General features: G+C 63.6%; 19 protein-coding genes. 13 read left to right on the forward strand and 6 right to left on the reverse strand.

From position 1 onward, the window contains the following. The first annotated feature begins 114 nt into the window (after positions 1–114). Both olsB and HU766_RS18690 read left to right on the forward strand, forming a co-directional pair. The gene (gene olsB / locus HU766_RS18685) at positions 115–870 is read left to right on the forward strand and encodes an L-ornithine N(alpha)-acyltransferase (RefSeq protein ID WP_186659643.1); all 756 of its coding nucleotides are present in this window, start codon (positions 115–117) and stop codon (positions 868–870) included. Further along, complete coding sequence (locus HU766_RS18690) at positions 870–1,658, forward strand: lysophospholipid acyltransferase family protein (RefSeq protein WP_186659647.1); 789 nt, start codon at positions 870–872, stop codon at positions 1,656–1,658. The genes olsB and HU766_RS18690 overlap by 1 nt, the downstream gene beginning before the upstream one ends. Before the next feature lie 51 nt (positions 1,659–1,709). Here the strand turns inward: HU766_RS18690 and HU766_RS18695 are convergent, their stop codons facing one another. Then, on the reverse strand, positions 1,710–2,294 hold the full coding sequence (locus HU766_RS18695; RefSeq protein WP_186659649.1) for an ACP phosphodiesterase: 585 nt from the start codon (positions 2,292–2,294) through the stop codon (positions 1,710–1,712). A gap of 152 nt (positions 2,295–2,446) precedes the next feature. Here HU766_RS18695 and HU766_RS18700 point away from each other — a divergent pair, with 152 nt between their 5' ends. Further along, positions 2,447–2,749: a helix-turn-helix transcriptional regulator gene (locus HU766_RS18700; RefSeq protein WP_033702790.1), complete on the forward strand. Its 303-nt coding sequence runs from the start codon at positions 2,447–2,449 to the stop codon at positions 2,747–2,749. 12 nt (positions 2,750–2,761) lie between these two features. After that, the gene (locus HU766_RS18705; protein WP_186659652.1) at positions 2,762–3,811 is read left to right on the forward strand and encodes an alkene reductase; all 1,050 of its coding nucleotides are present in this window, start codon (positions 2,762–2,764) and stop codon (positions 3,809–3,811) included. 40 nt (positions 3,812–3,851) lie between these two features. Here HU766_RS18705 and HU766_RS18710 read toward each other — a convergent pair whose 3' ends face one another. The 3 genes from HU766_RS18710 to HU766_RS18720 form a co-directional block, all read right to left on the reverse strand. Continuing rightward, positions 3,852–4,724 carry an ATPase gene (locus HU766_RS18710; RefSeq protein ID WP_186659656.1) on the reverse strand — a complete coding sequence of 291 codons (873 nt, stop codon included), beginning with the start codon at positions 4,722–4,724 and terminating at the stop codon, positions 3,852–3,854. 79 nt (positions 4,725–4,803) lie between these two features. Next, positions 4,804–5,808, reverse strand: coding sequence for an NAD(P)-dependent oxidoreductase (locus HU766_RS18715; protein WP_033702793.1), 1,005 nt, complete (start codon positions 5,806–5,808; stop codon positions 4,804–4,806). A 49-nt stretch (positions 5,809–5,857) separates the two neighbouring features. Next, entirely contained in the window at positions 5,858–6,748 is an 891-nt protein-coding gene (locus HU766_RS18720) for a LysR family transcriptional regulator ArgP (RefSeq protein ID WP_033702794.1), read from the reverse strand. Positions 6,749–6,872: 124 nt separating this feature from the next. On the opposite strand from HU766_RS18720, the gene HU766_RS18725 reads away from it, so the two are divergent. From HU766_RS18725 to HU766_RS18765, 9 genes are all read left to right on the forward strand, one after another. Next, positions 6,873–7,472 carry a LysE/ArgO family amino acid transporter gene (locus HU766_RS18725; protein ID WP_186659658.1) on the forward strand — a complete coding sequence of 200 codons (600 nt, stop codon included), beginning with the start codon at positions 6,873–6,875 and terminating at the stop codon, positions 7,470–7,472. A gap of 203 nt (positions 7,473–7,675) precedes the next feature. After that, on the forward strand, positions 7,676–8,272 hold the full coding sequence (locus HU766_RS18730; RefSeq protein ID WP_095064204.1) for a Fe-Mn family superoxide dismutase: 597 nt from the start codon (positions 7,676–7,678) through the stop codon (positions 8,270–8,272). Positions 8,273–8,538: 266 nt separating this feature from the next. Continuing rightward, positions 8,539–10,590: a GGDEF domain-containing phosphodiesterase gene (locus tag HU766_RS18735; RefSeq protein ID WP_186659660.1), complete on the forward strand. Its 2,052-nt coding sequence runs from the start codon at positions 8,539–8,541 to the stop codon at positions 10,588–10,590. A 148-nt stretch (positions 10,591–10,738) separates the two neighbouring features. Then, a complete protein-coding gene (locus HU766_RS18740; RefSeq protein ID WP_033702798.1) occupies positions 10,739–12,073 on the forward strand; it encodes an imelysin family protein in 1,335 nt (444 codons plus the stop codon). A gap of 162 nt (positions 12,074–12,235) precedes the next feature. Further along, positions 12,236–13,663 carry a di-heme oxidoredictase family protein gene (locus HU766_RS18745; protein WP_186659662.1) on the forward strand — a complete coding sequence of 476 codons (1,428 nt, stop codon included), beginning with the start codon at positions 12,236–12,238 and terminating at the stop codon, positions 13,661–13,663. An 18-nt stretch (positions 13,664–13,681) separates the two neighbouring features. Further along, positions 13,682–14,746 (forward strand): imelysin family protein, encoded by a 1,065-nt coding sequence (locus HU766_RS18750; protein WP_095064201.1) that lies wholly within the window; start codon positions 13,682–13,684, stop codon positions 14,744–14,746. A 2-nt stretch (positions 14,747–14,748) separates the two neighbouring features. Beyond that, positions 14,749–15,846, forward strand: a complete 1,098-nt coding sequence (locus HU766_RS18755; RefSeq protein ID WP_033702801.1) for a DUF1513 domain-containing protein — start codon at positions 14,749–14,751, stop codon at positions 15,844–15,846. Between the two features lie 255 nt (positions 15,847–16,101). Further along, positions 16,102–17,250: an efflux RND transporter periplasmic adaptor subunit gene (locus HU766_RS18760; protein WP_186659664.1), complete on the forward strand. Its 1,149-nt coding sequence runs from the start codon at positions 16,102–16,104 to the stop codon at positions 17,248–17,250. A gap of 12 nt (positions 17,251–17,262) precedes the next feature. Then, on the forward strand, positions 17,263–20,307 hold the full coding sequence (locus tag HU766_RS18765; protein WP_047582693.1) for a multidrug efflux RND transporter permease subunit: 3,045 nt from the start codon (positions 17,263–17,265) through the stop codon (positions 20,305–20,307). Between the two features lie 68 nt (positions 20,308–20,375). Here HU766_RS18765 and HU766_RS18770 read toward each other — a convergent pair whose 3' ends face one another. After that, positions 20,376–20,603, reverse strand: coding sequence for a hypothetical protein (locus tag HU766_RS18770; protein ID WP_186659666.1), 228 nt, complete (start codon positions 20,601–20,603; stop codon positions 20,376–20,378). Beyond that, a complete protein-coding gene (locus tag HU766_RS18775) occupies positions 20,600–21,301 on the reverse strand; it encodes a lipopolysaccharide kinase InaA family protein (protein ID WP_033702805.1) in 702 nt (233 codons plus the stop codon). The genes HU766_RS18770 and HU766_RS18775 overlap by 4 nt, the downstream gene beginning before the upstream one ends. Positions 21,302–21,304: the final 3 nt, after the last annotated feature.

Consider the following 21,304-nt stretch of genomic DNA (forward strand, 5'->3'; position numbering starts at 1 on the left):
TCACGCAAGCATCACCAAAGATTCACAGGGGTGACACCCCGTCTACCTACGCTGACTTTGCACAACAAAGCCGACCGGCCGCAACCCTTCATGGCTGGCTTATGGAGACTCGTAATGACTCGGATCGCTCACGCTGGCGACACCAGCACTGCACGCCGTCTGCAAGCCGAACGCCTGGTCGGCGCCACGGCCCTGCAGGAAGCCCAGGCCCTGCGCTACAAAGTGTTCAGTGCAGAATTCAAGGCCAAGCTCAAAGGTGCCGAACACGGCCTGGACATGGACGACTACGACCCGCACTGCCGCCATATCGGTGTGCGCGACCTGAGCACCGGCGAGCTGGTAGCCACCACCCGGTTGCTCGACCACCAGGCGGCCAGCAGCCTGGGCCGTTTCTACAGCGAAGAAGAGTTCAGCCTGCACGGCCTGGTGCAGTTGAAAGGGCCGATCCTGGAGCTGGGGCGCACCTGCGTGGCCGCCGACTACCGCAACGGCGGCACCATCGCCGTGCTCTGGGGCGAGCTCGCCGAAGTACTCAACGAAGGGCGCTACAGCTACCTGATGGGCTGCGCCAGCATCCCCATGCAGGACGGTGGCGTGCAGGCCCATGCGGTCATGCAGCGCCTGCGCGAGCGTTACCTGTGCACCGATCACCTACGTGCCGAGCCGAAAACCCCCCTGCCAAGCCTGGCCCTGCCCAACAACGTCATCGCCGAAATGCCACCGCTGCTCAAGGCCTACATGCGCCTGGGTGCGAAGATCTGCGGCGAGCCGTGCTGGGACGAAGACTTCCAGGTTGCCGACGTGTTCATCCTGCTCAAGCGCGACGACCTCTGCCCGCGCTACGCCCGCCACTTCAAGGCGGCGGTCTGATGCCCCAGCTGCGGGTACTGGCCCGCCTGACACGGCTGCTTCTGGTCCTGCTGCTCGGCATGCTGATGGCCAGCGTGATCGCACTTGGCGAACGCCTGGGCCTCAAAGCCTCCATCGAGCGCCGGCAACGTTGGAGCTGCCTGTTCATGAAGCACCTGGTGGCCGCCTTGCCGTTCAAGGTGCGGGTAATCGGCCAGTTGCCGCAGCGGCCGATGTTGTGGGTCAGCAACCACGTCTCCTGGGCCGACATCCCACTGCTCGGCATGCTGCAGCCGCTGTCTTTCCTGTCCAAGGCCGAAGTCCGTCACTGGCCGGTGGCCGGCTGGCTGGCAGAGAAAGCCGGCACGCTGTTCATCCGCCGCGGCGGTGGCGACAGCCAGCGTCTGCGCGAGCAGATCAGCACGCAACTGGGCGAAGCCCGGCCACTGTTGATCTTCCCGGAGGGTACTACCACCAACGGCCATGGCCTGCGAACGTTCCACGGCCGGCTACTGGCAGGCGCCATCGACCAGGGCGTGGCCGTTCAACCCGTGGCGATCCAGTACTTGCGCGATGGCGTGATCGACCCGATTGCGCCTTTCATTGGCGATGATGATCTGGTGTCGCACCTGCTGCGTCTGTTTGCCCAGCCGCGTGGCGAGGTGTGCATTCACCTGCTGCAACCGATTGCCAGCGCGCAGAAAGAGCGAGCGGTACTGGCCTTGCAGGCGCAGCAGGCCATTCATGGGGCGTTGTTCGGGGTTGAAGAGGAAGAGAGGGTGCCACAGCGGCAGGCGCGGGCTGCCTGATTGGCTTGGGCTGCCTGTACCCGCGAAGAGGCCGGGGCAGGCAATACATGACTAACTGCCCGACACCCGCCCCACCGCCGCAAACGCCTGCAACTGTGGATAGAACTCACGAAAGTCCGCCAGCAACGGCTCATACAAGCGCTCCAGCTCCGGCATCACCCCGCTCATCCCCGCCGGCCGCGACAGCCGCCGCGCAATGCCGTTGAACACCTGCTCCAGCGTCGCAAAATCGCCATACGCCCCCAGCCAGTCATCCGCCACCATGAACGGCGCAATGCGCGCCAGGCGCCCCGGCAACTCAGGTTCAGCCAGCAGCACCCGATAAAAATTGCCGGTGAACTGCGCCAACGGCTGCTCGGCATAATCCGCCCAATGCTGCGCCAGGCAGTGGTCGAAAAACACATCGAGGACAATGCCGGCAAAGCGCCGTCGCTGTGCGGGGAAACGTGCCAACGCTGCCAGTACCACGGGATGGCGGTCGGTATAACTGTCGATGTGCCGGTGCAGGCGGATCGCCGCTTCCAGTGCCGGCGCAAAGCGCCCTTCCAGCGTGCCCTTGACGAAATCGCCATACAGGCTGCCGAGCAATTGCTGCGGCGCAGGGCCGCCCAGGTGCAGGTGTGCGAGGTAGTTCATGGCGCAAGTCTAGCACCGCCCAGGCCTATATCGTCATCACACGATATAGCAATTGGTGCTCAGCTCAGAACGTCTTCATATTTGTATATCGCGAAATACCGATTTACATTTCGCCCTACCGCGATTTACCGCTTCACCACGAGCCCCACCCCATGCCCCTCGATCTGGACGAAATAATAAAAGCCCTGGCCCACCCGGTACGGCGACAAATCCTCGACTGGCTGAAGGACCCGGCAACGCAGTTTCCTGACCAGCACCACAGCACCGAACACGGCGTCTGTGCCGGGCAGATCGACCAACGCTGCGGCCTGTCGCAGTCGACCGTCTCTGCGCACCTGGCCATCTTGCAGCGCGCCGGCCTGATCAACAGCCAGAAGATCGGCCAATGGCACTTCTTCAAACGCAATGAGGAGACCGTTCAGGCCTTCCTCGCACAGTTGAGCCGAGCGCTCTGAAAAGGAAACCGCATGACTACGCTCTTCGACCCGATCACGCTGGGCGACCTGCAACTGCCCAACCGCATTATCATGGCCCCGCTGACCCGCTGCCGCGCCGATGAAGGCCGGGTGCCAAACGCACTGATGGCCGAATACTACGTGCAGCGCGCCAGCGCCGGGCTGATCCTCAGCGAAGCGACTTCGGTCACGCCGATGGGGGTCGGCTACCCCGACACCCCAGGCATCTGGAACGATGAACAGGTGCGCGGCTGGAACAACGTCACCAAGGCCGTGCATGGCGCCGGCGGGCGCATATTCCTGCAACTGTGGCATGTCGGCCGCATTTCCCACCCCAGCTACCTGAACGGCGAGCTGCCCGTGGCACCCAGCGCAATCAAGCCCAAGGGCCATGTCAGCCTGGTGCGTCCGCTCACCGACTACCCCACACCGCGCGCACTGGAAACCGAAGAGATCGTCGACATTGTCGAGGCATACCGCAGCGGCGCCGAAAATGCCAAGGCCGCCGGTTTCGATGGTGTCGAGGTGCATGGCGCCAATGGCTACCTGCTCGACCAGTTCCTGCAAAGCAGCACCAACCAGCGCACCGACCGCTACGGTGGTTCGCTGGAAAACCGCGCACGTTTGCTGCTTGAGGTGACCGACGCCGCCATTGAAGTGTGGGGGGCAAACCGCGTGGGCGTGCACCTGGCGCCGCGTGCCGACTCACACGACATGGGCGACGCCGACCGGGCCGAGACCTTCACCTACGTCGCCCGTGAACTGGGCAAGCGCGGCATCGCCTTCATCTGCTCGCGGGAGAAAGACGCCGACGACAGCATCGGCCCACTGATCAAGCAAGCGTTCGGCGGCCCCTACATCGTCAACGAGCGTTTTGACAAGGCCAGTGCCAATGCCGCGTTGGCCAGCGGCAAGGCCGACGCCGTGGCGTTCGGCGTGCCATTCATCGCCAACCCAGACCTGCCGGCGCGCCTGGCGGCAGATGCCCCCTTGAACCCGGCACACCCGGAAACGTTCTACGGCAAGGGGCCGGTGGGGTACATCGATTACCCGCGCTTGTAAGCGGATCGGCCGCCGGGGCGCGTTGCCCCGGCGGTAAGGCTCAAGGCCGCGCGTTGATCTGCTGTTGCAGGTTCTGGACCTGGCTTTGCAACGTATTCAGGCTGCGGGTCATCTGCCCACGGAACGCATCGAACTCCTGCACCGAAGCACCGCTCGATGACGGCGCAGCAGCCGGGCGATTGTCGATCTGACTCTTCAACACCAGCATGTCCTGCTCCAGGTTCTGGATCGCCGCACTCGGGTTGCCCTGCTTCTTCAGCGCCGCCACATCGCTGCCCAGGCTCTTGAGCTGAGTATCCAGCTTGCCGCCATCCACCTGCGCCGCTTTCAAGGCGGCCACATCCGTGGTCAACGTCTTGAACTGGGCATCCAGCTTGCCGCCATCGACCTGGCTGGACTTCAGCGCAGCCAGTTCGCCATTCACCAGCTTCAACTGCGTCTGCAACTGGGTCTGCAGCTCAGTCACGGCTTTTTGCTGTTCACGGGTATCGGCCAGCACCTGCTCCAGACGCTTGCCCAGGTCACCGGTCTGCCCGGCCACCCCTTGCTGCAACTGGCGGATCTGCAGTTTCAAGGCCTCGCTGCCGGTCGTGACCGTCGATTCGCTGGCCGCCACCTTGCCGCTGATGGCCTGCAGCCGCCCGGCCGCCTCTTCGCTGATGCGAGCAAAGCTTTCCTGGGTCGCGACCAGTTGCTGCTCCATCAGCGATATCTGCTGAAAGCTCCACCAGCCCAACCCCACCAAGGCGATGAACGACGCCCCCAGCAGCGCCCACAAAGGCGCGGTGCTGGCCCCACGCTCGGCTTTCTGGCGATTGCGCACCACGTGCGCTGGCATCAGTTCGTCATCGTCGGGGGTGCCGGCCCTCAGGGTAGGCACATCATCGTAATCGTCGTGAGCATGGTTACGCATGGATACATTCAACCGCAGTAGTCGCAAAGAGGCACGAGTATAAACTGCAAGCGCGGCACGTTGATGACCATCATCAGCCTCAGCCGAACTTCAGGCCTTCGGGCTGGTGCTTCCACCAGGCGCAGAACTCGTCCAGTGCCGTCCACAGGCTGACCTTGGGCTGGTAGTCCAGGTATTGCCGGGCGCGGCTGATGTCCAGGGTGAAATCACGGCTCATCACCTGCATGCCCAGGCGCGACAAGGTCGGCTGCGGGCGCCCCGGCCACAGCATGCAGGCCGCCTCGTTCAACGCGGCCAGGCTGTAGGCCAGGCCATAGGAGCGGTAACGGGTAACCTGCGGCAGTTGCATCTGGCGCATCACGTAATTGACCACATCCCACAGTGGCAACGGCTGCCCATTGCTGATGTTGTAGGCCTGGCCCAGCGCGCGGTCGTCGGCGAACAAGGCGCTGAGCAATGCTTCGTTGAGGTTGTGCACGCTGGTGAAATCAACCTTGTTCAGGCCATTGCCGATGATTGCCACGCGGCCCTTGCGCTGCATCTGCATCAGCCGCGGGAAGATGCTGGCATCACCGGCACCGGTGACAAAGCGCGGGCGCAGCGCCAGCACCTCCAGGCCAAACTCCTGGGCACCGAACACCTTCTGCTCGGCCAGGTGCTTGGTCAGTGCGTAGTGATCATGAAAGCGCCGCGGCACCTGGTCTTCACGGATGTCCAGGCGCGAGCGGCCATTGAAGTAGATCGACGGCGACGACAGGTGCACCAGGCGCCGCACATGCTCCTTCAGGCAACCTTCGACCACGTTTTCGGTGACCACCACGTTGCCCTGGTGAAAGTCCTGGAAGCGCCCCCAGTTACCCACTGCACCCGCGCAATGCACCACTGCTTCGACGCCCTGGCACAGGCGCCGGGCCAGTTCGGCATCACCCAGGTCGCCAGGGATGAACTGCGCACCGCGCTTGACCAGGTGCTCGACACCTTCGGCACGTCGGCCGCTGACCCGCACGTCCAGGCCCTGCTCCAGGGCCAGGCGCGCAAAGCGCCCGCCGATGAAGCCGCTCGCGCCAGTGACCAGAATTCGCATGTAAGACTCCGCCTTGCCAGATTTCAGATGCAACTGACGCCAGCCGTGGCTACAACGGCACCAGCCATTGCCGTGCCGTGTGCCGCAGGTGGTCGGTCAGTTGCGCGAGCAAGTGCCCGCCATTGCGCCAATGATGCCAGTACAGCGGCACATCGATGGGAGTATCGGCGCATATTTCCACCAATTGCCCGCTGGACAGTTGTTCGCGTGCCTGCAACTCAGGCACCAGCCCCCAGCCAAGCCCCGCTTCGGTCATGCGCAGAAAACCTTCGGACGACGGGCACAGGTGATGCAGGAAACCGCCTTCGATACCCAGCGATGCCAGGTAGCGGTGTTGCAGAAAGTCGTCCGGGCCATACACGATCGCCGGCGTGCGGGCCAGGCGCCTGCCCTCGAAACCCTGCGGGAAGTGCCGCGCCATGAACACCGGGCTGGCCAGCGCGCGATAACGCATCGCACCCAAAGGCAGGCTGCGCGCGCCGGCCACCGGCCGTTCGCTGCCACACAGGCAGGCCGCCACTTCGCCCGCCCGCATGCGTTTAAGGCCCACTTCCTGGTCTTCTACCACCAGGTCGGTGAGCAGGTTGTGCTCAGCGCAAAACGCGCCTACCGCGCCCGCCCACCAGGTGGCCAGGCTGTCGGCGTTCAGGGCAATGCGCAAACGCTCGGGCATGCCCTCCTCGTCCAGCGCCGGCACCTGGCGTTGCAAGTCGCGTTCGAGCAGGCGCACCTGCTGCACATGGTTGAGCAACTGGCGCCCGACCTCGGTCGGGCTCGGTGGCGTGGCACGCACCAGCACCGGCTGGCCGACCCGTGCTTCAAGCAGCTTGATGCGCTGGGAAATGGCCGATTGCGACAGCCCCAGCACCTGCGCCGCGCGCTCGAAGCCGCCTTGCTCGATCACCGCCGCAAGGGCGGCTAGCAGCTTGTAGTCGAACATCGATTTCCCTAATGCCGGATCAGCTTTATTTGTTTTTCTTATACAGCGGCTTTATCCACAATGGCCAGCATCTTCTTTCGTTGAACAACGCCCGTGTCCCGTGGCGTCAGTGGAGTATCCCGCCATGTGGCAAAGTTATTTGAACGGCATGCTGGTGGCCTTCGGGCTGATCATGGCCATTGGCGCGCAGAACGCCTTCGTCCTCGCCCAGAGCCTGCGCCGCGAGCATCACTTGCCAGTGGCTGCCCTGTGCATCGTCTGCGACGCCCTGCTGGTGGCTGCCGGGGTATTCGGCCTGGCCACGGTACTGGCGCACAACCCGACACTGCTGGCCATCGCTCGCTGGGGCGGCGCGCTGTTCCTCTTGTGGTATGGCGCCAAGGCCTTGCGCAGCGCCTGTTCCAAGCAGAGCCTGCAGCATCAGCAAGGCCAGGGCGTGCGTTCGCGCCGCGCGGTGCTGCTCAGTGCCCTGGCGGTGACCTTGCTAAACCCCCATGTGTACCTCGACACGGTGCTGTTGATCGGCTCGCTCGGTGCCCAGCAGACGGTGCCTGGGGCCTATGTGGCGGGGGCGGCCAGCGCGTCGTTGCTGTGGTTCTCGACCCTGGCGATCGGCGCGGCCTGGCTGGCACCGTGGCTGGCACGGCCAGCGACCTGGCGGATGCTCGACTTGATGGTGGCGGTGATGATGTTCGCGGTGGCGGCGCAGTTGATCTTCAATTGACCTGACCGCGACACGCCATTGGTCGGCAGCGCCCAACCGCTCTGGAACCTCTATTCCCTATGTTTGTTGCGTGGTTATGCGCCGGGCCCGGTGCTATGATCCAGCCCTTGCGTCGCAAAGAGTACAAACTCGCCGACGCTTATCGGGCCGCCCGTGATCGGCCTTGCGCAAACCGCAAATAGACCTGAATCAGGAGATCCACCATGGCTTTTGAATTGCCGCCGCTGCCGTACGCCCACGATGCCCTGCAGCCGCACATCTCCAAGGAAACCCTGGAGTATCACCACGACAAGCACCACAACACCTATGTCGTGAACCTGAACAACCTGGTCCCAGGCACCGAATTCGAAGGCAAGACCCTGGAAGAGATCGTCAAGACCTCTTCGGGTGGCATCTTCAACAACGCCGCTCAAGTCTGGAACCACACCTTCTACTGGAACTGCCTGGCCCCGAATGCCGGTGGTCAACCGACCGGTGCCCTGGCTGAAGCCATCAACGCCGCCTTCGGTTCCTTCGACAAGTTCAAGGAAGAGTTCACCAAGACTTCGGTTGGCACCTTCGGTTCCGGCTGGGGCTGGCTGGTGAAGAAAGCTGACGGTTCCCTGGCCCTGGCCAGCACCATCGGCGCCGGCAACCCGCTGACCAACGGCGACACCCCGCTGCTGACCTGCGACGTCTGGGAACACGCCTACTACATCGACTACCGTAACGTACGTCCGAAGTACGTCGAGGCGTTCTGGAACCTGGTCAACTGGGCATTCGTTGCCGAACAGTTCGAAGGCAACACCTTCAAGGCCTGATGTTTATTCAGCCTTGAACGAAGAACCCGGCCCTGGTGCCGGGTTTTTTTATGCGCAGGTCATGGCCTCTTGCTCAGCCAGGATTGCGCGCTAACATCAAACCTCTGGAAAGTTGATACAGCGCACTCAAGTTGCAGGGCCAGGCGACCGATATACTGCCAAGGACAACCCCGCTCCTCGCGCTGTGTCCGTGGCACACCGGCCGATAGTGTATTGGTTTCATTGATGGCAAAATGATGCCATGCGCATGGATTAAGGAAACCCCATTGAAGCTGGAATTGCGGAACAGCTTGTCGGTCAAGTTGCTCAGGGTCGTGCTGCTGTCGGCGCTCGCAGTGGGCGTCGTACTCAGTTGTGCGCAAATCGTCTATGACACCTACAAGACCCGCCTGGCTGTCAACAGCGATGCCCAGCGCATCCTCGACATGTTCCGCGACCCTTCGACCCAGGCGGTGTACAGCCTTGACCGGGAGATGGGCATGCAGGTCATGGAAGGCCTGTTCCAGGACGAATCGGTACGCATGGCATCCATCGGCCACCCCAACGAAACCATGCTGGCAGAAAAGTCCCGCCCGCTGCAGGACATGTCCATGCGCTGGCTGACCGACCTGATTCTCGGCCAGGAACGCACCTATACCACCCAACTGGTCGGCCGCGGCCCCTACAGCGAATACTACGGCGACCTGAGCATCACCCTCGACACCTCGTCCTATGGCGAAGACTTCCTGATCAATGCAGTGATCATCTTCATCTCCGGCGTGCTGCGTGCCCTGGCCATGGGCCTGGTGCTGTACCTGGTCTACCACTGGCTGTTGACCAAGCCGCTGTCGAAGATCATCGAGCACCTGACCCAGATCAACCCCGACCGCCCCAGCCAACACCAGATTCCCCTGCTCAAGGGCCACGAGAAAAACGAACTGGGGCTCTGGGTCAACACCGCCAACCAATTGCTGGCGTCCATCGAGCGCAACACCCACCTGCGCCATGAAGCCGAGAACAGCCTGCAACGCATGGCCCAGTACGACTTCCTCACCGGCCTGCCCAATCGCCAACAACTGCAGCAACAACTGGACAAGATCCTCGTCGATGGCGGCCGCCTGCAGCATCGCGTGGCGGTGCTGTGCGTGGGCCTGGACGACTTCAAGGGCATCAACGAGCAGTTCAGCTACCAGGTCGGTGACCAGTTGCTGCTGGCCCTGGCCGACCGCCTGCGGGCCCACAGTGGCCGTCTGGGGGCGCTGGCGCGGCTGGGGGGCGACCAGTTCGCCCTGGTCCAGGCCAATATCGAGCAACCTTATGAAGCGGCCGAACTGGCCCAGAGCATCCTCGACGACCTGGAAGTGCCGTTCGACCTCGACCACCATCAGATCCGCCTGCGCGCCACCATCGGCATCACCCTGTTCCCTGAAGACGGCGACAGTACCGAGAAGTTGCTGCAGAAAGCCGAACAGACCATGACCCTGGCCAAAGCCCGCTCGCGCAACCGCTACCAGTTCTACATCGCCAGCGTCGACAGCGAGATGCGCCGCCGCCGCGAGCTGGAAAAAGACCTGCGCGAAGCGCTGCCGCGCAATCAGCTGTACCTGGTGTACCAGCCGCAGATCAGCTACCGCGACCACCGCGTGGTCGGCGTCGAGGCCCTGCTGCGCTGGCAGCACCCGGAGCTGGGCATGGTCCCGCCCGACCAGTTCATCCCGCTGGCCGAGCAGAACGGCAACATCATCACCATCGGCGAATGGGTGCTCGACCAGGCGTGCCGGCAGCTGCGCGAATGGCACGACCTGGGCTTCAGCGACCTGCGCATGGCGGTCAACCTGTCGACCGTGCAACTGCACCACAGCGAGCTGCCGCGGGTGGTCAACAACCTGCTGCAAGCCTATCGCCTGCCACCGCGCAGCCTGGAGCTGGAAGTCACCGAGACCGGCCTGATGGAAGACATCAGCACGGCCGCCCAGCACCTGCTCAGCCTGCGCCGCTCCGGGGCACTGATCGCCATTGACGACTTCGGCACCGGCTACTCCTCGCTCAGCTACCTGAAGTCGTTGCCGCTGGACAAGATCAAGATCGACAAGAGCTTCGTCCAGGACCTGCTCGACGACGATGACGACGCCACCATCGTCCGTGCCATCATCCAGCTGGGCAAGAGCCTGGGCATGCAGGTAATCGCCGAAGGCGTTGAAACCGCCGAGCAGGAGACCTACATCATCGCCCAGGGTTGCCACGAGGGTCAGGGCTACCACTACAGCAAGCCACTGTCGGCCCGCGAACTGACCAACTTCCTCAAGCAGGCCCAACGCAACCAGGTCTCGATGTTCTAGCCGCTGGCGCCCCCGGTTACAGGCCGTGACCGGCATTTACATGAATTGCGCGTTCGCCCCTTTACAGCAAATGCAAATCTTTCGCATGATGTTGCGGTTTCGCGTGCCACGCCGCACGGTCCAACCACACGACGCAGGGAAACCAACAATGATTCGAATGCCTCTGGCCTCCGCCAGTCTGCTGGCCATCGCCATCGCTCTCGCCGGTTGCGGCGAAAAAGATGACAAGGCTGCCGCTCCGCAAGCTCAGGCACCTGCTGCCGCCAGCACCCCCGCTGCGGCGCCTGGGGCTGTCGATGAAGTGGCTGGCAAGGCGGTGGTCAAGCACTACGCCGAACTGGTCTACGCCGTGTACAGCGACTCGCTGAGCACCGCCAAGGCCCTGCAGACCGCTGTCGACGCGTTCCTTGCTCAGCCCAACGACGAAACCCTGAAGGCCGCCAAGGAAGCCTGGTTCGCCTCGCGCGTGCCGTACCTGCAGAGCGAGGCCTTCCGCTTCGGCAACACCATCATCGATGACTGGGAAGGCCAGGTTAACGCATGGCCGCTGGACGAAGGCCTGATCGACTACGTCGACAAGAGCTACGAGCACGCCCTGGGCAACCCGGCCGCCAGCGCCAACATCATCGCCAACACGGAGATCCAGGTCGGCGAAGAGAAGGTCGACGTCAAGGACATCACCCCAGAGAAGCTGGCCAGCCTGAACGAGCTGGGCGGCTCCGAAGCCAACGTTGCCACCGGCTACCACGCCATCGAATTCCTGCTCTGGGGCCAGGACCTGAACGGCACCGGCCCGGGCGCCGGCAACCGCCCAGCCTCCGACTACCTGGAAGGCAACGGCGCCACCGGCGGCCACAACGACCGCCGTCGTGCCTACCTGAAAGCGGTCACCGACCTGCTGGTCAAGGACCTCGAAGAGATGGTCGGCAACTGGGCACCGAACGTCGCCGACAACTACCGCGCCAAGCTGGAAGCCGAGTCGGTCAACGACGGCCTGCGCAAGATGCTGTTCGGCATGGGCAGCCTCTCGCTGGGCGAACTGGCGGGCGAGCGCATGAAGGTCTCGCTGGAAGCCAACTCGCCTGAAGACGAGCACGACTGCTTCAGCGACAACACCCACTACTCGCACTTCTACGACGCCAAGGGCATCCGCAACGTCTACCTGGGCGAGTACACCCGCCCGGATGGCAGCAAGGTGACCGGCCCGAGCCTGTCGTCGCTGGTGGCCAAGGTTGACCCGGCCACCGACGCCACCCTGAAGGCCGACCTGGAAGCCACCGAAGCGAAGATCCAGGTGATCGTCGACCACGCCCTGAAGGGCGAGCACTACGACCAGCTGATCGCCGCCGACAATGCGGCCGGCAACCAGATCGTGCGTGATGCCATCGCCTCCCTGGTCAAGCAGACCGGTGCGATCGAGCAAGCCGCAGGCAAGCTGGGCATTACCAACCTGAACCCGGACACGGCCGATCACGAATTCTGATCCCTGCTGTAGCGGTTCTGAAGAAGGCGGCCCTCGGGTCGCCTTTTTTGTTTTGTCCTTCCTGACACTGATTTCATCCAGCAATTGCAAATTGCTCTTATTCAAACATCCCCACTTTGCTAAGCTTGCACGCCGGTTTTTCGCTCACGCCCAGGGTTCTAGATGTCCTCGTCGCTGTTCCGACTCTCTCCTCTGCTGCTGGCCTTTGCCCTCGGTGCCTGTGATGACGCCCCGCGTTTCACCCAGGCCGAGCCCGGCGAAGCACTGTCGGGTGGCAAGGCGACGGTCCAGCGCAGTGATCGCAATGCCTACTCCCTGCCTTCGGCCAACCTCTCGCCCGAGCGGCGCCTGGACTTTGCCGTCGGCAACAGCTTCTTTCGCAACCCGTGGGTGATCGCCCCGTCCACCACCACCGCGCGCGATGGGCTCGGCCCGCTGTTCAACACCAATGCCTGCCAGAACTGCCACGTACGCGATGGCCGTGGCCACCCGCCAGCGCTCGATGACAGCAACGCGGTGTCGATGCTGGTGCGCCTGTCGATCCCCGACCAGCCTTACCTGGCCAAGGTGATCGAACGCCTGGGCGTGGTCCCCGAGCCGGTGTACGGCACCCAGCTGCAGGACATGGCCATCCCCGGGGTAGCACCGGAGGGCAAGGTGCGGGTGACCTACGCCAACCAGCCCGTCACCTTCAAGGACGGCCATCAGGTCGAGCTGCGCCGCCCAAGCCTGCAGATCACCCAGCTTGGCTACGGCGCGATGCACCCCGACACCCGTTTCTCGGCCCGCGTGGCGCCGCCGATGATCGGCCTGGGCCTGCTCGAAGCCATCCCCGAAGCCGATATCCTGGCCAACGAAGACCCGGACGACCGCAACCGCGACGGTATCCGTGGCCGTGCCAACCGGGTCTGGGACGACGCCCAGGGCAAAACCGTGGTTGGCCGCTTCGGCTGGAAAGCCGGGCAACCCAACGTCAACCAGCAGAACGTCCATGCGTTTGCCGGCGACATGGGCCTGACCACCACCCTGCAACCCAAGGACGACTGCACCGCGGCGCAAGTCGACTGCCTGGCCGCCCCCAACGGCGATGGCATCGGCGGCGAAAAGGAAGTCAGCGACAACATCCTGCGCCTGGTGACCTTCTACACCCGCAACCTGGCAGTGCCTGCCCGTCGCGACGTGGGTTCGCCGCAGGTGCTGGCGGGCAAGAACCTGTTCTTCCAGGCCGGTTGCCAAGGCTGCCATACCCCGCAATTCACCACCGCCGCAAACGCCGCAGAGCCTGAGCTGGCCGGCCAAGTGATCCGCCCCTACAGTGACCTGCTGTTGCATGACATGGGGCCGGGCCTGGCCGATGAACGCACCGAATTCGCCGCCAATGGCCAGGACTGGCGCACCCCGACGCTGTGGGGCATAGGCCTGAGCGAAACGGTCAGTGGCCACAGCCAGTTCCTGCACGACGGCCGCGCCCGCAACCTGCTCGAAGCCGTGCTCTGGCACGGTGGCGAAGCGCAAGCGGCGCGCAACTTCGTACTCACCTTCAATGCCGAGCAGCGCGCCGCGTTGCTGGCTTTCCTGAATTCACTTTAAACGCGCAAGGAGCCGGGCATGTTCCGACCTAAACTGTTGTTCACCAGCCTCGCCGCACTCGCCCTCGGCGCCTGCTCGCCGCAGGACCCGCAAGCGGTGACCTCCGCCGCCATCGCCAAGCAGGTGATCCTGCCCACCTACAGCCGCTGGGTCGAAGCCGACCGCCAGTTGGCCGTCAGCGCCTTGGCCTATTGCGAAGGCAAGGCCAGCCTGGACACCGCCCGCGCCGACTTCCTTACTGCGCAAAAGGCCTGGGCCGAGCTGCAACCCTTGCTGGTCGGCCCACTGGCCGAAGGCAACCGTCCTTGGCAGGTGCAGTTCTGGCCCGACAAGAAGAACCTGGTCGGCCGCCAGGTCGAGCAACTGGTCAACGCCGACAAGCCCGTCGATGCCGCTACCTTGGGCAAGGCCAGCGTCGTGGTGCGCGGCCTGTCGGCCTACGAGTACATCCTCTTCGACAGCAAGCCGGATGTTGCCACGCCTGAACAGAAGGCCCGCTACTGCCCATTGCTGGTGGCCATCGCCGACCACCAGAAGGCCCTGGCCGAAGAGATCCTCAAGGGCTGGAACAGCACCGACGGCATGCTCTCGCAGATGACCAAGTTCCCCAACCAGCGCTACGCCGACTCCCACGAGGCCATCGCCGATCTGCTGCGCGCACAGGTCACCGCCCTGGATACCCTGAAGAAAAAGCTCGGCGCCCCCATGGGCCGGCAGAGCAAGGGCATCGTCCAGCCGCTGCAGGCCGAAGCCTGGCGCAGCCATTCTTCGCTCAAGAGCCTGGAGGCCAGCCTGAAGGCTGCCCAGGCGGTCTGGGTCGGGGTCGACAACCAGGGCTTGCGCGGCCTGCTGGGCAGCGACCAGAAGGCCTTGGCGGGCAAGATCGACGAGGCTTACGCTACGTCCATCAAACTGCTGGCCGACAACCAGAAGACCCTCGGCGAGCTGCTGGCCGATGACGCCGGCAAGCAGACCCTCAACCAGATCTACGACAGCCTCAACGTCGTCCACCGCCTGCACGAAGGCGAGCTGGCCAAGGCGTTGAACATCCAGCTGGGCTTCAATGCCAACGACGGTGACTGATCATGCTGCGACGCCAGGCCCTCAAACTCGGTAGTGTATTGCTCAGCGCCCTGACCCTGGGCGGCTGGAGCCTGTTGCGCAACAAAGGCGGCGAACCTCTGCTGCTCTCGGCGCGTGACGATGGCGATGGCAAGCATTACGCCGTCGGGTTTCGCCTGGACGGCACCCAGGTGTTCAGCACCCAGGTTGCCCAGCGTTGCCACGCCATCATCAACCACCCCGAGCTGCCGATCGCCCTGTTCGTCGCCCGTCGACCGGGTACCGAAAGCTACCTGGTCGACCTGCGCGACGGGCGTCTGCTGCAAACCGTGACCTCGCAGCCCAACCGCCACTTCTATGGCCACGCGGTCATCCACAAGGATGGCGAGTGGCTGTACACCACCGAGAACGATACCCGCGACCCTGGGCGCGGCGTGCTCGGCGTCTACCGTTTCGAGGGCGAACGCCTGGTGCACAGTGGCGAGCTCTCGACCCACGGTATCGGCCCGCATGAAGTCGCCTGGCTACCAGACGGCGAGACACTGGTGGTGGCCAACGGCGGCATCCGCACCGAGGCCGAAAGCCGCGTGGAAATGAATCTCGACGCCATGCAACCGAGCCTGGTACTGATGCAGCGCGACGGCACCCTGCTGAGCAAGGAAACCCTCGCCCAGCAGATGAACAGCGTGCGTCACCTGGCTATTGGCGACGACGGCACCATCGCCGCCTGCCAGCAGTTCATGGGCGACGCCGATGAGACGGCCGAGCTGCTGGCCATCAAGCGCCCGGGCGAGCCGTTCAAGGCCTTCCCAGTGCCGGAGCGGCAGTTGCAGGCCATGGCCCAGTACACCGCCAGCGTTGCCATTCACAGCGACTTGCGACTGGTGGCGCTGACGGCGCCGCGGGCCAACCGCTTGTTCGTCTGGGACCTGGACAGTGGCGCGGTGAAGCTGGATGCACCAATGCCCGATTGCGCTGGGGTGGGTGCGGTGAAAGATGGCTTTGTCGTGACCTCCGGGCAGGGCCGTTGCCGCTTTTACGATTGCCGCAAGGCCGAGCTGATCGGGCAACCGATGCAGCTGCCTTCCGGGTTCTGGGACAACCACCTGCACCTGGCCTGAGGTTCACCCGTGTAGGAGCGGCCTTGCGTCGCGAAAGGGCTGCGCAGCGGCCCCAGGATCTGAGCGTACAGGCAAAAATTGCTGGGGCTGCTGCGCAGCCCTTTCGCGACGCAAGGCCGCTCCTACACAGAGGCGGTGCGAATACATCCCCCATCCTGCCAAAAACAGTCAATACTTGCCCCATCCACACGTGGGCAGGGTCGCCCGTTGTCGTGTCAAAACGAATAACAACCACGTATCCAAGGAACCGGACCTATGCTGCGCCGCCGCATGCTCATCATGTTGGCCGTCGTTCTGCTGATCGTGTTGGCCTTGGGGGGCTACAAGGCTTACTCGATCTACCAGCAGATCCAGGTGTTCACTGCCCCCAAACCGCCCATCACCGTGGCAGCGGCGCTGGCAGAAGAACGCCAGTGGCAAGAGCGCCTGCCCGCCGTCGGCAGCCTCAAGGCATTGCAAGGCGTCGAGCTGAGCCTTGAAGTCGAAGGCATCGTCAAAAGCCTGCACTTCGACTCCGGCCAGAAGGTCAAGGCCGGACAACTGCTGCTGCAACTCAACGACGACCAGGAAACCGCCCTGCTCGGCACCGCCCAGGCCGACCTGGGCCTGGCAAAGGTCGATTTCGGCCGGGGCAGCCAGCTGGTGGTCGACTCGGCCATCTCCCGTGGCGAGTACGATCGCCTCACCGCCCAGTACCGGCGTAATCAGGCAGTGGTCGATCAGCTCAAGGCCTCGAAGACCAAGAAAAGCATCAGTGCCCCCTTCAGCGGCACCATCGGCATCCGCCAGGTCGATGTCGGCGACTACCTGGCAGCCGGCACGGTGATCGCCACCCTGCAAGACCTGTCCAGCCTCTACGTCGACTTCAACGTGCCCGAACAGGCCCTGCCGCACCTGAGCCTTGGCCAGCAGGTGCTGCTGCAGGTGGCGGCCTACCCCGGCCAGACCTTCCCCGCCAGCCTCAGCGCCATCAACCCCAAGGTCGAGGAAACCACTCGCAACCTGCTGGCCCGCGCCACCCTGGCCAACCCTGACGGCAAGCTGCTGCCGGGCATGTTTGCCAACTTGCTGATCCTGTTGCCCGACCCGCAGCCGCGCGTGGTAGTGCCGGAAAGCGCCATCACCTACACCCTGTATGGCAACTCGGTGTATGTCGCCACGCCCAAGCAAGGCGAGGACGGCACCGCAGAGAAAACCGACGATGGCCAACCCCGGCTCAGCGCCGAGCAACGCACCGTGCAGACCGGCGAGCGCCGCGACGGCGTGGTGGTGGTCAGCAAGGGCCTGAAGGCTGGCGAGCAGGTGGTCACCGCCGGGCAGCTGAAACTGACCCCGGGCGCGGCGATCCGCATCGGCCAGGACAAGGCGCTCACGCCTGATCACGGCACCCCGCACAACGACTGACAGGAGGCAGGCATGGCGTTCACCGACCCGTTCATCCGCCGCCCGGTCCTGGCCAGCGTCGTCAGCCTGCTGATTTTGCTGCTGGGCTTTCAGGCCTGGAGCAAACTGCAGATCCGCCAGTACCCGCAGATGGAGAACGCCCTGATCACGGTGACCACCGCCTACCCGGGTGCCAACGCCGAAACCATCCAGGGCTATATCACCCAGCCCCTGCAGCAAAGCCTGGCCAGCGCTGAAGGCATCGACTACATGACCTCGGTGAGCCGGCAGAACTTCTCGATCATCTCTATCTATGCGCGCATCGGCGCCGACAGTGACCGTTTGTTCACCGAACTGCTGGCCAAGGCCAACGAGGTGCGCAACAAGCTGCCGCAAGACTCCGAAGACCCGGTGCTGAGCAAGGAGGCCGCCGATGCCTCGGCGCTGATGTACATCAGCTTCTACAGCAAGGAAATGAGCAACCCGCAGATCACCGACTACCTGTCACGGGTGATCCAGCCCAAGCTTGCCACCCTGCCGGGCATGGCCGAGGCCGAGATTCTCGGCAACCAGGTGTTCGCCATGCGCATCTGGATCGACCCGGTGAAGCTGGCCGGCTTCGGCCTCTCGGCAACCGACGTGACCAGCGCCGTGCGCCGCTACAACTTCCTCTCCGCTGCCGGCGAGGTGAAGGGCGAGTACGTGGTCACCAGCATCAATGCCAGCACCGAGCTCAAGTCTGCCGAGGCGTTCGCCGCCCTGCCGGTCAAGACCAGTGGCGACAGCCGGGTGTTGCTGGGTGATGTGGCACGGGTCGAGATGGGCGCAGAAAACTACGACACGGTCAGCTCGTTCGACGGCATCCCCTCGGTGTACATCGGCATCAAGGCCACACCGGCCGCCAACCCGCTGGAAGTGATCAAGGAAGTCCGGCGCATCATGCCGGAGCTTGAGAGCCAGCTGCCCTCGGCGCTGAAGGTGTCGATTGCCTACGATGCCACGCTGTTCATCCAGGCCTCCATCGACGAAGTGATCAAGACCCTCGGCGAGGCGGTGCTGATTGTCATCGTCGTGGTGTTCCTGTTCCTCGGTGCCCTGCGCTCGGTGCTGATCCCGGTGGTGACCATCCCGTTGTCGATGATCGGCGTGCTGTTTTTCATGCAGATGATGGGCTACTCGCTCAACCTGTTGACCCTGTTGGCGATGGTGCTGGCGATCGGCCTGGTGGTGGACGACGCCATCGTCGTGGTGGAAAACATCCACCGGCACATGGAAGAAGGCAAATCGCCGTTCGATGCGGCGCTCGAAGGTGCCCGGGAAATCGCCATGCCGGTGGTCTCGATGACCATCACCCTGGCGGCGGTGTATGCCCCTATCGGCTTTTTGACCGGGCTTACAGGAGCGCTGTTCAAGGAGTTCGCGCTGACCCTGGCCGGTGCAGTGATCATCTCCGGCATCGTCGCGCTGACCCTTTCACCCATGATGTGCGCGCTGCTGCTGCGCCCGGAACAGAACGCCACAGGCCTTGCCCACCGCCTCGACCGGCTGTTCGAGCGCCTCAAGGTGCGCTACCAGCGCCTGCTGCACGCCACCCTGAACAGCCGGCCGGTGGTGCTGGTGTTCGCGGTGATCATCCTGTGCCTGATCCCGGTACTGCTCAAGTTCACCCAAAACGAGCTTGCGCCCAACGAGGACCAAGGGGTGATCTTCATGATCAGCAGCTCGCCGCAACCGGCCAACCTCGACTACCTCAATGCCTACACAGACCAGTTCACGCCGCTGTTCAAAGCCTTCCCCGAGTACTACTCGTCGTTTCAGATCAACGGCTTCAACGGTGTGCAGAGCGGCATCGGCGGCTTCCTGCTCAAGCCGTGGAACGAGCGCGAACGTACGCAGATGGAGCTGCTGCCGCTGGTGCAGGCCAAGCTTGAGGAAATCGGCGGCCTGCAGATCTTCGGCTTCAACCTGCCGTCGCTGCCCGGCACCGGTGAGGGCCTGCCGTTCCAGTTCGTGATCAACACCGCCGGGGATTATCCGGCACTGCTGGAAGTGGCCCAGCGCATCAAGGCGCGCGCCCAAGCGTCAGGCAAGTTCGCCTTCCTCGACATCGACTTGGCCTTCGACAAACCTGAGGTGGTGGTCGATATCGACCGCGCCAAAGCGGCGCAGATGGGGGTTTCGATGGACACCCTGGGCGGCACCCTGGCGACCTTGCTGGGCGAGGCGGAAATCAACCGTTTCACCCTGGAGGGCCGCAGCTACAAGGTGATTGCCCAGGTCGAGCGGCCGTACCGCGACAACCCCGGCTGGCTGAACAACTACTACGTGAAGAACGACCAGGGCCAGTTGCTGCCCCTGTCGACCCTGATTACCCTCAGCGACCGCGCCCGCCCGCGCCAGCTCAACCAGTTTCAGCAGTTGAACTCGGCGATCATCCAGGGCGTGCCCATGGTCAGCCTGGGCGAGGCCCTGCAGACCGTGCAGGCCATCGCCCGCGAAGAGGCCCCGGAAGGTTTCGCCTTCGACTATGCCGGGGTGGCACGCCAATACGTCCAGGAAGGCAGCGCCCTGTGGGTGACCTTCGGCCTGGCGCTGGCGATCATCTTTCTGGTGCTGGCCGCGCAATTCGAGAGCTTCCGTGACCCCCTGGTGATTCTGGTGACGGTGCCGTTGTCGATCTGCGGTGCGCTGCTGCCGCTGTTCCTGGGTATCTCCAGCATGAACATCTACACCCAGGTGGGGCTGGTGACCCTGATCGGGCTGATCAGCAAGCACGGTATTCTGATCGTCGAGTTCGCCAACCAGTTGCGCGAAGAAAAAGGCTTGAGCGTGCGCGAGGCGATCGAGGAAGCGGCAGCCATTCGCCTGCGGCCGGTGCTGATGACCACCGCGGCAATGGTGTTCGGCATGGTGCCGTTGATCCTGGCGACCGGTGCGGGGGCGGTGAGCCGGTTCGATATTGGGACGGTGATTGCGACCGGGATGTCGATCGGGACGCTGTTTACCTTGTTTGTGCTGCCTTGCATCTACACCTTGCTGGCACACAAGACCCAAGCCAAGGAAACATCGATCGCCTGAAGCGGCCCACAAAAAAAGCCAGAGGCCCCGCGATACGGGGCCTCTGGCTTTTTACACTCAACCAGGGTTCAGCCGAACGGCCGCAACCCCTGACGCAAGCCGAACAGGAACAGCAACAGGTCCTGATCTGGCTTGGCCTGCGCTTGCTGCTTTGCCACCCGCGGCAATGCGCACTGGTCCACCCTCTCGGCCTTGCTGAACACCATCGGCTTCGGCTCTTCCCAGGCGGCCACCGCCACGGTGGTCACGGCCAACCCGGCGACCAAGAACAAAGCTCGAGCGATTTCTAGTTTCATTGCTCTAACCCTTTGACAACGCTGCCAAACGCCATCTGGTAAAAGTAGAGCAATGTTTTCCATTCCGCATCATTCAACGACGAGTGGCGGCGCAGCTGACGCAGGTCGTTACCGGCCGCGCGCTGGCAGCTGATACGCCGCCGGCACTTCTCCAGGTCCAGCAGGGCGACTTCGACCCGCGCCTGTTCGCCCTCGCCGATGACCTTGATGAAGACATGCTTGCCATACAGGCAGCCGTGCTGCCAATGCCCCAGGTGCATGCGCGCCAGGTTATCGGCCAGGTCCTTGAGCATGCGCTCATGCACCACCTGCGGATAACGCTCGCGAGCACCTTCGGCATGCCAGGTGTCGAGTTCGATGAAGCCATCCAGCGCTTCGCTGACCAGCAGCGCCCGCCATTGATGATCGGCATCGCGCTCGGCACCACAAAAGACGATGCGCGGCACACGCACACCCAATTGCTCGAAGCTGTTGAGCGCATCGAGTTCACGCAATACGGTCGGCCGGCCAAAAGGGTGCAGCAAGCTGCGGTAGATGTGCCCGACCTGGCGCTTGGCATACAGCAGTTTGCCGCTGGCGTCGTTGAGGCGCTGCACGCCACTCTCGCCACCCCGCCGCTGGTTGGGTTCCTCGACCCACTCACCCTGCTGGCGCCAGTAAAAATCGAACCGCGATTCCCCGTTCCGGGCTACAGCCATCAA

The sequence above is a fragment of the Pseudomonas sp. SWRI77 genome (assembly GCF_014269105.1).
GTDB lineage: Bacteria > Pseudomonadota > Gammaproteobacteria > Pseudomonadales > Pseudomonadaceae > Aquipseudomonas > Aquipseudomonas capeferrum.

What these genes read in the sequence shown, in the direction of transcription:
- HU766_RS18775 (WP_033702805.1), bottom strand. Translation starts at nt 21,301, where the DNA reads ATGGCTGTAGCCCGGAACGGGGAATCGCGGTTCGATTTTTACTGGCGC.
- HU766_RS18725 (WP_186659658.1), top strand. Translation starts at nt 6,873, where the DNA reads ATGTGGCAAAGTTATTTGAACGGCATGCTGGTGGCCTTCGGGCTGATC.
- HU766_RS18715 (WP_033702793.1), bottom strand. Translation starts at nt 5,808, where the DNA reads ATGCGAATTCTGGTCACTGGCGCGAGCGGCTTCATCGGCGGGCGCTTT.
- HU766_RS18730 (WP_095064204.1), top strand. Translation starts at nt 7,676, where the DNA reads ATGGCTTTTGAATTGCCGCCGCTGCCGTACGCCCACGATGCCCTGCAG.
- HU766_RS18765 (WP_047582693.1), top strand. Translation starts at nt 17,263, where the DNA reads ATGGCGTTCACCGACCCGTTCATCCGCCGCCCGGTCCTGGCCAGCGTC.
- HU766_RS18745 (WP_186659662.1), top strand. Translation starts at nt 12,236, where the DNA reads ATGTCCTCGTCGCTGTTCCGACTCTCTCCTCTGCTGCTGGCCTTTGCC.
- HU766_RS18760 (WP_186659664.1), top strand. Translation starts at nt 16,102, where the DNA reads ATGCTGCGCCGCCGCATGCTCATCATGTTGGCCGTCGTTCTGCTGATC.
- HU766_RS18740 (WP_033702798.1), top strand. Translation starts at nt 10,739, where the DNA reads ATGATTCGAATGCCTCTGGCCTCCGCCAGTCTGCTGGCCATCGCCATC.
- HU766_RS18755 (WP_033702801.1), top strand. Translation starts at nt 14,749, where the DNA reads ATGCTGCGACGCCAGGCCCTCAAACTCGGTAGTGTATTGCTCAGCGCC.
- HU766_RS18690 (WP_186659647.1), top strand. Translation starts at nt 870, where the DNA reads ATGCCCCAGCTGCGGGTACTGGCCCGCCTGACACGGCTGCTTCTGGTC.
- HU766_RS18750 (WP_095064201.1), top strand. Translation starts at nt 13,682, where the DNA reads ATGTTCCGACCTAAACTGTTGTTCACCAGCCTCGCCGCACTCGCCCTC.
- HU766_RS18720 (WP_033702794.1), bottom strand. Translation starts at nt 6,748, where the DNA reads ATGTTCGACTACAAGCTGCTAGCCGCCCTTGCGGCGGTGATCGAGCAA.
- HU766_RS18705 (WP_186659652.1), top strand. Translation starts at nt 2,762, where the DNA reads ATGACTACGCTCTTCGACCCGATCACGCTGGGCGACCTGCAACTGCCC.
- HU766_RS18770 (WP_186659666.1), bottom strand. Translation starts at nt 20,603, where the DNA reads ATGAAACTAGAAATCGCTCGAGCTTTGTTCTTGGTCGCCGGGTTGGCC.
- HU766_RS18700 (WP_033702790.1), top strand. Translation starts at nt 2,447, where the DNA reads ATGCCCCTCGATCTGGACGAAATAATAAAAGCCCTGGCCCACCCGGTA.
- olsB (WP_186659643.1), top strand. Translation starts at nt 115, where the DNA reads ATGACTCGGATCGCTCACGCTGGCGACACCAGCACTGCACGCCGTCTG.
- HU766_RS18710 (WP_186659656.1), bottom strand. Translation starts at nt 4,724, where the DNA reads ATGCGTAACCATGCTCACGACGATTACGATGATGTGCCTACCCTGAGG.
- HU766_RS18695 (WP_186659649.1), bottom strand. Translation starts at nt 2,294, where the DNA reads ATGAACTACCTCGCACACCTGCACCTGGGCGGCCCTGCGCCGCAGCAA.